This window comes from Hominiventricola sp., from assembly GCF_057604405.1.
The window spans coordinates 12,867-25,400 of the sequence record NZ_DBLYVB010000016.1 but is presented as its reverse complement, the minus strand read 5'-3'; the positions used below and the strand labels follow the sequence as shown (position 1 = coordinate 25,400).

Annotated in this window: 11 protein-coding genes; all 11 read right to left on the bottom strand. The window is 44.2% G+C overall.

Features of this window, described 5'->3' with window-relative positions:
* Positions 1-26: 26 nt before the first annotated feature.
* The 11 genes from ACZMB2_RS10205 to ACZMB2_RS10155 all read right to left on the bottom strand — a co-directional run bounded on the left by ACZMB2_RS10205 (position 27) and on the right by ACZMB2_RS10155 (position 12,504).
* Complete coding sequence (locus ACZMB2_RS10205) at positions 27-2,183, bottom strand: PTS sugar transporter subunit IIABC (RefSeq protein ID WP_487596673.1); 2,157 nt, start codon at positions 2,181-2,183, stop codon at positions 27-29.
* 14 nt (positions 2,184-2,197) lie between these two features.
* Complete coding sequence (licT, locus tag ACZMB2_RS10200; RefSeq protein WP_487596672.1) at positions 2,198-3,037, bottom strand: BglG family transcription antiterminator LicT; 840 nt, start codon at positions 3,035-3,037, stop codon at positions 2,198-2,200.
* A gap of 176 nt (positions 3,038-3,213) precedes the next feature.
* Entirely contained in the window at positions 3,214-3,825 is a 612-nt protein-coding gene (locus ACZMB2_RS10195) for a nucleoside recognition protein (RefSeq protein WP_487596671.1), read from the bottom strand.
* 55 nt (positions 3,826-3,880) lie between these two features.
* On the bottom strand, positions 3,881-4,561 hold the full coding sequence (tsaA, locus tag ACZMB2_RS10190; protein ID WP_487596670.1) for a tRNA (N6-threonylcarbamoyladenosine(37)-N6)-methyltransferase TrmO: 681 nt from the start codon (positions 4,559-4,561) through the stop codon (positions 3,881-3,883).
* The gene (locus ACZMB2_RS10185) at positions 4,558-5,922 is read right to left on the bottom strand and encodes an MATE family efflux transporter (protein WP_487596669.1); all 1,365 of its coding nucleotides are present in this window, start codon (positions 5,920-5,922) and stop codon (positions 4,558-4,560) included. The genes tsaA and ACZMB2_RS10185 overlap by 4 nt, the downstream gene beginning before the upstream one ends.
* 20 nt (positions 5,923-5,942) lie before the next feature.
* Complete coding sequence (locus ACZMB2_RS10180) at positions 5,943-6,680, bottom strand: tRNA1(Val) (adenine(37)-N6)-methyltransferase (protein WP_487596668.1); 738 nt, start codon at positions 6,678-6,680, stop codon at positions 5,943-5,945.
* 22 nt (positions 6,681-6,702) lie between these two features.
* Positions 6,703-7,500 (bottom strand): sugar phosphate isomerase/epimerase family protein, encoded by a 798-nt coding sequence (locus tag ACZMB2_RS10175; RefSeq protein ID WP_487596667.1) that lies wholly within the window; start codon positions 7,498-7,500, stop codon positions 6,703-6,705.
* A complete protein-coding gene (locus ACZMB2_RS10170; protein ID WP_487596666.1) occupies positions 7,490-7,987 on the bottom strand; it encodes a cyclic nucleotide-binding domain-containing protein in 498 nt (165 codons plus the stop codon). Before ACZMB2_RS10170 ends, ACZMB2_RS10175 begins: the two co-directional genes overlap by 11 nt.
* Entirely contained in the window at positions 7,987-9,165 is a 1,179-nt protein-coding gene (locus ACZMB2_RS10165) for a TrkA-related ion transporter (RefSeq protein WP_487596665.1), read from the bottom strand. Before ACZMB2_RS10165 ends, ACZMB2_RS10170 begins: the two co-directional genes overlap by 1 nt.
* 16 nt (positions 9,166-9,181) lie before the next feature.
* Positions 9,182-10,306, bottom strand: coding sequence for a FecR family protein (locus ACZMB2_RS10160; RefSeq protein WP_487596664.1), 1,125 nt, complete (start codon positions 10,304-10,306; stop codon positions 9,182-9,184).
* 20 nt (positions 10,307-10,326) lie between these two features.
* Complete coding sequence (locus ACZMB2_RS10155) at positions 10,327-12,504, bottom strand: InlB B-repeat-containing protein (RefSeq protein ID WP_487596663.1); 2,178 nt, start codon at positions 12,502-12,504, stop codon at positions 10,327-10,329.
* Positions 12,505-12,534: the final 30 nt, after the last annotated feature.

Sequence of the window (12,534 nt, the reverse complement as noted above, 5' to 3'; positions counted from 1 at the left end):
TGATTTTTTCATTTCTGCCTGTCTTTTTATACGGTTACTGTGAGTACATGTTCTCCATGCTCTGCTTTTCCATTTTTAGAAAGAGTCACCTCTTTATATCCATCCGTGTTGGTTACTACCACAGCGGTTGTCACCGGATAGCCTTCCTTTTGGATCAGATCCATATTAAATTCTACTAAGAGATCTCCTGCTTTGACATGATCTCCTGCCTTTACTTTGACATCGAAGCCTTTTCCGTTCAGTTTTACCGTATCCATACCAATGTGGATCAATAATTCCACACCATCTTCTCCTAAAAGTCCAATGGCATGCAGGGTATCAAATACCGTCGTTACCTCGCCATTTACCGGAGCATAAGCTTTTCCCTCTTCCGGCTCCACACCGAAGCCTTTTCCCAGCATTTCAGAAGAAAATACTGCATCAGGTACTTCAGAGAGGGGAATCACCTTTCCCGTAATAGGAGTTGCAATTTCCTGATTCTTTCCGGACGCGGAAGGTTCTGTCTCTGCTGCTGATTCTTTTACTGCCGTCTCTTCTGCCTTCTCCTGCCCCAGAAAGTCTTCTGTTTTAATTGCATCTGCTTCCGGTGTCAGAAGAAATGCCTCCAGATTTGTTTTCAGAACCGCTACCTGCGGTCCATAAATGACCTGAATTCCTTTTCCTTTCAGAATTACACCTCTGGAGCCGCTCTGTTTTAACAGCGGCTGGCATACCCTTTCCGGATCCACGATGGTACAGCGCAGCCTGGTTGCACAACAGTCTACTTCTGCAATATTTGCTTTTCCTCCAAGTCCGGCCACAATAAGGGCTGATGTCTCCCCACCTTTTACACCAGAATTTTTTGCTGCTTTATAATCTGCCTTGGTATACAGCTTTGTCTCTGTATCATCTTCTCTTCCTGGTGTTTTCAGATTGAATTTCACAATCAGGAACCGGAAAATAAAATAATAAAGCAGGAAATAAATGATTCCCACCGGAATCACACGCATCCAGCTTGTCTTTGCATTTCCCTGCATAATACCAAACAGGAAGAAATCAAGAAGTCCGCCGGAAAATGTAAGTCCCACGGCAATATTTAACATATGGGCAATCATATAAGCGGCACCTGCCAGAATGACCTGAACGGCAAACAGCATCGGTGCAACAAACAGGAAGGAAAACTCCAGCGGCTCCGTAATTCCCGTTGCCATACAAGCCAGTGCTGCAGAAAGTAAAAGACCGCCTGCCTGTTTTTTCTTTTCCGGTTTTGCAGTCTGATACATGGCCAGCGCCGCACCCGGAAGACCGAAAATCATAAAAATAAACTCTCCGGAGAAATACCGGCACGCATCCGCGCTGAAATGTGTGGTAGAAGGATCTGCCAGCTGTGCAAAGAAAATGTTCTGACCGCCCTCGATCATCTTGCCCGCCACTTCCATGGATCCGCCCACTCCTGTCTGCCAGAAAGGAAGATAAAATACATGATGGAGTCCGAAAGGAATCAATGCTCTTTTAATAATACCAAAGATCAGAGTTCCGAAATATCCGGTACCCGTTACCAATCCGCCAAGAGCGTAGATTCCGGTCTGTACCGTCGGCCATACAAAGAACATTAAAATTCCCACAAACGTATAGACCACGGTGCTGATAATCGGTACAAATCGGCTGCCGCTGAAAAAGGCAAGGGCACTTGGAAGTTCAATGGTATGGAAACGATTGTGAAGCACTGCCACACCAAGGCCTACTAAAATTCCTCCAAAAACACCCATCTGCAGTGTCTGGATACCTACAGAGCTTGCAATGGTTCCGGAGAGTACCTCTTCTGCAATACTTCCATCTTCCAGAATTTTTCCGGTATTAAGAAGCATGGCATTGATGGAAGCATTCATTGCAAAATATGCAATAACCGCAGATAATGCCGCTACTTCCTTTTCCCTGGATGCCATACCAATGGCACAGCCAACTGCAAAGATTAACGGAAGGTTATCAAATAATGCACTTCCCGCTTTGCTTAAGACCAGAAGAAACATATTTAAAAATGTTCCCTCTCCCAAAATTGCCTGTAATCCATAAGTTTCAATCATAGTCGCATTGGTAAAGGAACTTCCGATACCAAGCAGGAGACCTGCCACCGGCAGAACTGCAATGGGCAGCATAAAGGAGCGCCCTACCTTCTGTAACACACCAAAAATCTGATCTTTCATCTTATCCTCTCTCCCTATTCGTTTTTCATAGTAATCCGTTTAATATGCACGGTTAAATACACAACTTCCTCTTCACTGATTTCTATCCCATAAGCTTCCTCTATGTGCTGCTTTATTTTCTTCGCACATTCATAGCTTTCTTTATACTGGTCCCGGATCATGGATCGGAAAAGAAAATCTCCTTCTTCCGGAATCTGCTTTGCCTGCAGCACCCGGGCCGCGAAGAATTTCAGATGAGTGATAAACCGCTCATAATGAATCGAAGCTTTATCAATCTGAATTTCAAATTCCAACTCCAGGATAGCCACAATGTCATCGATAAGCTTTGGAATATCAAATGTCACATCCATTTTGGTATCATACTCCGATGTAATAAAATGAAGAGCAATAAATGCTGCCTCATCCACCGGAAGGGTAATCCCCAGAATATTTTTCAAAATGCTCAGGCTCTGCACACCCACCGAAAACTCTGACGGATAATATTGTTTGATCTCCCACATCAGCGGATTGGTAAATGCAATCTGGTTTTTCTGCCGTTCGATGGCTCCGTTAATATGATCAATGAGGGAAAGATAAATGGTATCTTTTAGTTTCTCTCCCAACATGGACTTTGCATAATCAATGATCCGGTCTGCTGCCGTGATATGCTCAATTGGAATATCCTGTATCATATCCACCAGCTTCTGATTTTCTCCTTCGGAACTAAGACGGAACACTTTCTCAATCTTTCCCACATCGATTTCCATGCCGGATTTCTTTCCAAATCCAAGCCCCCGGCCCATAACGATGATCTCTCGTCCCTGCATATCCTCCGATGTCACAATATTATTGTTCACCAGTTTGGTAATTTTCATCACATTCCCCCTGAAATTAAAAAAACCAACTAAAGAAAGAACGCTTCCGCTCTCTCTTCGTTGGTTTAGCCTGCATTACCAGTAACAATCCGTCTTTATTTTCTTTGCTTTACAAAGCATATCAAAGATAGTTTTTTCTGTCAATCAACAGATTTCACAAAAAGTTGCAGCCATTTTTATGCAAGATTTCTTCGCGTCTTCCATTTACAGAACAGAACCCCTGCTCCCGTGCTGATAAGTGTCGCCAGAATTGCCGGTCCCACCACCGCGGCCGGATGAACACTGCCATACTGGCTCCGATAAGCAATCATATTGACCGGAATCAGCTGCAGGGACGAAATATTAAATACCAGAAAGATACACATCTCCTGGCTGGCGGTGCCTTCCGGGACTGCCCCCGGAAGATGTTTTTTTCTCCGGTCCCCTTCCAGCTGCGATAGCTCCTCCATAGCCTTTAATCCCGCCGGCGTGGCCGCCCAGCCAAGTCCCAGTACATTGGCAATACAGTTCGTGGAGATGGCATCCATGGCCGGATGACCTTCAGGAATTCCCGGAAACAGCCAGTGAAGAAACGGTCTCATTTTCATTGTCAGTCCATGGATCAGTCCCGCCTCGCTTCCAATCTCCATCAGTCCCATCCAGAAGGACAGAATCCCCAGCATGGTAATACAAAGCATGACCGCCTCCTTTGAAGAATCAATGGCTGCCTGAGTCACCTGCGGCATCGTCCCATGAAGCGCCCCATAGACCACCGCTGCCAGCATCATACCTGCCCAAAGTAAATTCATAAAAAACTCCCGCAGCTGTTTTCTATACAATCTACGGGATAATCCACTTCATTATTCATTTTATCTGGATCTTTTCCACATTCTGCACCGTCAGAATGTCGTTTTCCACCTTGAACTTTACATCATATCCAGCAAAGGAGACTCCATAGATCCGGTCCGGATCCTGCACATAGGCAGGTCTTGGATCCTGGGCCAGCACACCGATTACCGTTTCCCGTTTTTCTTCCGGATAGATCTGAAGCAGTTCTTCCGGGAAATGCACTTCCAGCTCATGGACTCTCGTCTCTTTTGTATATCCTTCCGAAGCTTCCGGATGACAGTCCGATAGCGGAATATAAGGCTTAATATCATAGATCGGCGTTCCGTCCATCAGATCCGCCCCCTCTACCGTCAGCACAGGCCCTCTCTTTTCATCCAGCTCCACTTTGGTCAGCCGCACACAGGAAAGGCCGATATCATTGGGGCGAAAGGGAGATCTGGTTGCAAACACACCTTTTCTCACCTTTCCGCCTAATCTTGGCGGCTTTACCGTCGCCGACCAGTGCTCTTTCCTGGACTCGGAAAATTTCCACAACAGCCAGATATGGGTAAATTCATCGATTCCTTTTACAATCTCCGGATTCCGGTATTCCGCCTCAAATACAATCTGTCCGACCAGTCCCTTTACAAGACCGCTCTGCCGGGGAATGCCAAATTTGTCCGGAAAATCCGTATGAATATGAGCTATGATCTTCATGCTGTCTGCTCCTTTAACTTTTTAAACCAGACCACTGCCAGCATGGTAAAGAAGCACGCACATCCTCCTACCACATTGGAAATGGGTTCTGCGATAAAGACACCCTTCAGCCCCAAAGCCGGAATAAGCGGAAGCAGGATCGTCAGCGGCACCACAATGACCACCTTTCGAAAAATAGAAAAGGTAATGGCATATCTGGCCTCTCCCAGTGCCTGGAAGGTGCTCTGTCCTGCAAACTGCAGCGCCATAAAACAAAATCCAAAGAAATAAAGGTGCATGGACGGAACAGCTGCTGCCACCAGATCCGGTTCCGCGTTAAACATAGAGATAAACACTTCCGGAAATGCCAGAGTCAACACCCATACAATACAGGTATAAACAATGCAGACCACCGTCATAAAACGGATACCCCGTTTCACTCTGGCCTTTAATCCCGCGCCATAATTAAAGCTGATCACCGGCTGTGCTCCACTGGTAATTCCATGAACCACCATGGTTGCCACATCCCTGACAGAAGTAAGCACCGTCATAACCCCCACATACAAATCTCCGCCATAGACCTGCAGCTGACGGTTACATACCACCTGCACCAGGCTATTAGTAAAGTTTACAATAAAATTAGCCATTCCAAGCGTCACAATCTGTCGCACCAGATTCCAGTCCGGCATCTGCCACCGAAGGGACAGGCGAAGCATAGGCTTTTTACCCATAAGAAACAGCACTACCCAGATAGCAGATGCCAGCTGGGAAAGTACCGTTGCAGCTGCTGCACCCTGCACTCCTAAATGAAACACAAAGATAAACAATGGATCCAGCACAATATTAATGACTGCACCCAGACCCACGGTAATCATTCCTATGGTTCCGAATCCCTGGGCATTGACAAAGGGATTCATGCCCAGGCCAATCATAACGAACAGATTGCCGATAAAATAAATCTTCAGATAAGCGCTTGCATACGGATAGGTCACATCGCTGGCACCCAGCCCATACAAAAGCGGCCGTTCTATCAGAAATCCCACAATGGTCAGTAAGATTCCGGTAATGACCAGCATCCAGAACGCATCCTGCATGATCCGCCGGGCTTTCTCGTAGTCTTTCTTACCTCTGGCCATAGAGCAAAGCGGTGCGCCGCCCATTCCATAGAGACTTGCAAAAGCCGTAATCATACTGATAACCGGAAAGGTAATGCCAACTCCGGTCAGTGCCAGGGAGCTGGCTCCCGGAATGTGTCCGATATACATCCGGTCTACCAGATTGTACAAAAGGTTCAGCACCTGCGCCACAGTCATGGGAACTGCCATATTGATAATATTCCTTTCTACACTTCCCGTACCAAAATCATGTTTTTGTTCTGTCACTCATTTCGCCTTCTTTACATTCAATATCCATACACTTCGTAAATTTCATCCGTATATTTTCCCGGCTCTTTATAAATAATCAACGGCTTTTCCACCGTGATTCTTGATTTTCCACCTTTAATTGCTTCTATAAGCACCATATTGGGTTCCCGGTCAACAAATGGATATGCAAGCCGCATCCGTTTCGGTTCCAGTCCGCAGCCGCACAATTCCGTCATAATCTCCGCCAGCCGGAAGGGCCGGTGTACCATATAAAATCTTCCACCGGGCATCAGAAGTCCTGCTGCCTGGCTTACCACATCATGAAGGGTACATAAAACCTCATGGCGGGCAATGGCCTTTGGCTGATCCGGATTCTGCAGTCCGTGATGCTCCGTCATGTAGGGCGGATTACTGGTCACTACATGACAGGAGGCTGCTCCAAAGATCTGAACCGCCTCCTTAATGTCTCCATCCACTATATGTACCCTATCCTGCAGTTCATTGAAGAGCACGCTTCTTCTCGCCATATCAGCGCTCTCCGGCTGGATCTCCAATCCGGTAAAGGAAGCTCCCTTTGTCCTTGCTTCCAGCAGGATCGGAATGATTCCCGTTCCGGTTCCCAGATCCACGACCCGTTCTCCCGGCTTTACTTTTGCAAATCCGGAGAGCAGCACCGCATCCATTCCAAAACAAAAACGGCCCGGATCCTGAATGATCCGATAACCGTTTCTTTGGAGATCATCCAGACGCTCTCCTGGTTTTAATTCTATTTCCATAGAGTTCCTCCGTGATTCCTCTTTATTTCAAAAATCCCTTCGATTCCAGATACTCCAGTGATCTTAACTGTTTCTCCCAACCGGTCATTTCAAGAAGCACCGATGCCCCTACCTGATACTCCTCCATCAGGTTAAAAAAACGATTCCAGTTAATTATACCATCTCCCAGTGGAAGATGCATATCTTTTACTAAATCATTATCATTAATGTGCATGTGACGAATATATGGAGCAGTCTCCTGAAACCAGATTTCCGGAGAATCTTCCTGCCCAAATACCGCTGCATGGGCATAGTCAAAACAGATTCCAAACCGGTCACTGTTCCGCATTGCTTTTGTCAGCTGGACTAATTCCCTACTGTTCCAGTCAAACATATTTTCCATATAGACAGACTGATTCTTATATTCCTCCAGTATGTCTGTCCAGAATTCCACATTGGCTTCCAGCCAGCTTTCCCGGTATTTTTCGTCATTAAAACTGGCAAGCAGTCCTGTATGAAATACCACCCCACGGACACCCATCTCCTGAGCGATCTCCATGGACTGCCGAACCCGGAATCTGGATACCTTCCTGATCAGTGAATCCTCACTATGCACACTGATGTCAATAAATGCTCCATGAAGTGTATCATTGGAACAGTCCCGCCCCAGGCTCTTATAAAAAATCAGCTTACGTCTGCATTCCGCTCTGTCATCCAGGTATCCGGGCAGCATAAAATCATTATATTCAAATACAGCTCCGTACTTCTCTGCGAGATCCAGGCTCCGTCTGATGTTGGAGCTGTCCGGTATGATCTCATACAGTCTTTTTTTATCTGTCATTTTCAATCTCATCTACGAGCGCACTGTATACTTTCAGAAGATTTTCATTCTCCTTACGAAGATTTCTGCACAGGTTCGCTGAGATAACCATCAGCAAACGGCAGCCTGCCTGCGGATGTTTCTCACAAAATGCCCGGAAATCTTCGCTTGAAAGCACTGCAGTCCGACAATCTGTAGTTGCAAGTACGGTAGCTGAACGACGGTCACGGTCTATCATGGCAATCTCACCGAAGACACAGTGCATACTGTCGTTCAGCTTCGCACAGACGTATTCCTCTCCATAGAGAGTGGTCTTCAGAACATCCACCTGTCCTTCCAGAAGAAGGTACATGCAGTCTCCCTCTTCATTTTCATTAATAATCCGGCTTCCTTCCGGAAAATCTTCTCTCTTCAAAAGAAGCAGAAGATCCTCCATATCCGCATCTGTTATCTGTGCAAGCATCGGAAACTGTTTTAATTCTTCAATTAATTTTTCTTTTTCCTTCATCAGATCTCATCTCCCAGTACCACCAGTCCGGTATACTCCTTTAAAATGTAATCATCCGGTGGATTTAAAAATGGTGCATTCCTTTCCATTGATTTTACATCCTTCAGGCGCTGGACGATCTGTGTGTAGTCGGTGGATTTCTGTGCTTCGGCCAGTACCGAATGTTTTAACTCATACTCCGCACCCATATTTTCCAGAACTCCAAGTACCATAATATGCCCGTGTTCTTTATAATATCTGGATACTTCCGCAAATGTTTTTCCATGCCACGACTCATCCAGATCGAAAATCTGGACACTGATGCCATCTCCATTATCAAATAAAGAAGATAATACCTTTGCCATTCCATTATAAAGAGTGGCCGTCGAAAGAATATACCTGGTATATTCTTCGGAATAAATTACTTCATCACACTTATTGGATTCCAGGTAGTTCTTATATTTCTTTGTCTGCACCTGGGCACAGATATGTATTTTCGGATTCATGCCTTTTAACATCAGCATGGCTGCAAACACTCTGGAATCAATAAGTTCCGGGGTCAGATCGTCATCTTCCTCCCCCAGAATAAGAGCCTTGGATGCATATTTTGCATTGGCTCTTTTTAAAACATCTTCTTCGGAAAAATCGCCATGTACATACTGAATTCCCCGAAGCTCTTCATCTGCCAGGAAAAAACGGATCTGCTCTTCGTCCCGGTTATTGATTAACACCATATCCGAGAGCTTAAGCTCTTTATTCTTTCGTTTAATATCCAGAATTAAACCCTTCTGATTATTTTTCCATCCACAGATAATAATATGATTTCTTAAACTCTGCAATTTCTTGAATCCTCTCACGGAATTTGCCCGGCGTTCAATCAGATACGAAGAAATATAACCGGTAACTGCAGATACACCAAACATGCTGATCAGCAATACAACAATTCCGAGTAACCGGCCGCCTACGGATTCCGGATAATGATCGGCATAATCCTGTCCGAACAGCGTTGCCGTATTCCACAGAAGCACATTGTAAAAGGCTGTTCCCTTTGGTCCGCCAAATTCCGCATACCAGTAGAACAGACAGCATATAAGGTAAAGTCCCAGGACACCCAGCGTCACCATCAAAGATGTCCTACTCAGAAACCGGCGGAAGATCTTTCCCGCCCAGTCTCTGACAGAATCACCGTTTTTTTTCATTTATCCTATACTCCCGTTACTGTGCGGACCATTTAATTATTATATTTTCCGTCACTGCCTTTGTAAAGTCATAATTCCAGCTGCCGGATGCGCTCGGCTGAAGGGTAGGCTTCGATGCCGTCTTTCCTTCTTTTACGGATTGTGTACAGAACACATCACCTGAAGGCGTTTTGAACGTAACCGTATATGTTTTTGTTTCTTTTTTCGTACTGCTGCTGGATGAAGACGTATTTTCAGAAGTATCTTCCGGAGATGTCTCTGTTACTTCTTCTGGTGCTTGTTCCTCCACCACTTTTTCTACCACCTCTTCCACCGGAATCTCCGGTTCTACAACAACTTCCTCTTCTTCAACTGCTTCTTCCGGTTCTTCCTCCGGCTCATCCTCTGGAGCTTCCAGCTTTGCAATCAGCTCATCACACTCTTCTTCTCTGATGGACAGCCCCGCACCAAGATGAATGCATTCTTTCAACATCTTTAACGTTTCCAAAGATAATTCGGAATAATCAATGTCATGACCTTCATCAATCATATACTCCGAAAGTATCGTATCTCCATGAATCAATACTTCTTTTCCTGGCTGCAGACTAACTTCTTTCTCACTGATAGATCCATCTGGGAAAATCAGTCTCGAACCAACTACGCCATGGAACACCTGCACCTTCGTATAAGAATCTCCATTTTCATCATAGGTAACTTCTACCCGAAATACGGTTCCACGCACCGCCATGGTGGAGTTCGGCACTGTTACCTCGTAACTAGAATCTTCGTTTAATTTTTGTGTTAAATAATTAACTACCGCTCCATCTTGCAGATGAATGGTTGTTCTACTTGTTTCTTTGGTTCCACTTGCCTCCAGTGTCAGTCTTGTTCCTGATTCCAACATGGCGTATTTATCATCATCCAGGTTCAATACCAGACTAGAATTTGCTTCTACGGAAAGTTTATCTCCATTTTCCAATTTCATGTCTGCATAGGCATCCAGTGTTCCCACACTTTCTCTTTCCACGGTTACGGTTCCATCCACAGACATGACTTTAATCATTCTGTAGCTTTCTTCTTTCGTACTTCCACAGCCAATAGAAAGGGCTGCTAAAATCAAAACTCCGATGACAACTTTACTGTATTTTTTCCAAGTATTCATTCTGATGTCTTCTCCCCTGATTATTCAAACGTGTAATAACCGCTTTGCGGTACATAGAACGTTATATTTTCAGAATAATTGCTGCTGTCACCCTGCACTTTGACTCCAGATCCCATGGTATATGATTGTTCACTTACCAAATAGAAGGATCCTTTTCCTGAAATTTTTGAGTGTGCAACTTTCCATTTTGCTTTAAGCGTTTCATCCATATCCGGCATCACAAATGAATGGCCACTTGAAAGTACTTCTCCTGTAGAAATTCTTTCCCATCCCACAAAAGTATAGCCATCTCGACTGGCTTCTCCTGATAGCGTTACCTTGCTATTATAATCTACCTGCTGGCTACCTGGAACTTTTGTACCTCCATTGCCATCGTACTTCACTTGATGGGAATTAATCTTCCACTGGGCAGTAAATGTCAGATCATACGCTGGAACTGTAAGTTCCCCTAAAGCCGGATATACTTCATTCCATTCTTTTGATTTCCATCCCTGGAACGTATAGCCTTCTTTTTTCGGCAGGCGGTTCCATTCATAATCGGATCCATATTCTGCAGTAGTTGTGTCCTCACTGGTTCCATCGACAAACGTAATCTTATGAGAAACGGGATTCCATTGAGCCGTAAATACCGTTTCTGCTTCCTTGATCGGATAAGAAAATCCAGCCTGGTAAATCTTCTGATCTTCGGAACTACACCAACCTGCAAAGGTGTATTTTCCCCTGATATCATCCAACCTAGGAAGTTCGATTGAGTCCCCTACAATCGCAGATCCGCTATCTGGAATCTTGATTCCTTCATCCATAATAACAGGATCCACCTCATAAGAATAGGCTCCTTCCCATACTGGTTGTACAACTAAGGATGTTCCCTCATCCGTATAAAAATCAATGTTCTTTTTTCTTAACTCTTCTAGTGTGTATTCCTTTCCATTCAGAAAATACTTCCATCCGACAAACTTATATTTATCTCGGTTTGCCTGAATAGTTTCATTTAAGACTTTATCCCATGTCTTTTCCTTTACACCCGGATAAATATTTTCTGAATAGGTGCAAGAATTGGCTTTTTCATTATTGAAAGTAAAGAATGTCTTAGTGTCTTGATATTGATCTTTATACGTTATATTCACGGTTCTGACAATATCACTATTCTTTATGGTAAGTACATTGCATTCCACATAATGGCTGCTACCATCCTCTGGCTTTATATACTTAATGGTCTTCTGCTCTAAAATATCCTTAAGCGTCTTCGAAAAAGTAGCTCCAGATTTTTGTTCGTAAAAAGTAAGGGAGTCCTCTATTGTTCCTACATACGCTTTTGTTTTAGAGTCGATACTTTCAAGGACATCTCCGCCACAGTCTCTCTCTATCGTATAATCGGACTGATTAGCTACCAATACTGCATGTTGATCATTCGTAGGTTTTAAACAGGAATCCAGTTTTAATTCTGCTTTATTTGCTTCTATTCCATATGTCTCATTGACATATACATTATAAATACATTCCCCGTAGGTATCTCCAAATTCCAGTGTAAAAGTCGTTCCAGCTTCAAAAGGTCCTTTGTCATTGATCATCCACTTGTTTGCAAAGGTAAACGACTTTATATCTGTTGTCTCACTGATATTCGGAAACTGATAGGTTACTTCTGTTTTTGATGGAGCTTCTTTCCCCTCCATAGGAATATATTCTTCACTATCTATCGCTGCGGATACCGTCTGCCGCCAGCCTGCTATAAATGTAAGCTCTTTTCCGATATCCTCTTCCTTAATTTTATAAGATTCTTCTTTTGAACTCTGAACTAACTCACCATCTTTATACCAACCAATAAATTCATAGCCGTTTCTAACCTCTTTATCTAAAATTACTGGAAACGATATGCTTCCACCTACTTTAAAGTTCTCTTTATCCTCTTTTGAAGTTGTTATTCCACCCTCAACACAATTATTATAATTCCAGATTACTTTCTTTACATAATTAACATCTGTAGCCGGTTCACTATTACTTTCATTCTGCCCCTGTACATCTGTCTCTGCTTCCAGTTCTTCTATCACATCCTCAGACGCTGGTTCTTCTTCCGTACCTTCCGAAACATCTGCCCCCACAGCTTCTGCTTCTTCCGCCAGTCCGATGATGGCCGGATTTACCGTCAGAATTCCTGCCATGCAGAAAATCGTCATCAGCTTTATCATTCTTTTTTTCATTTATCTACCCTCATTACGCCTTTTATTGTG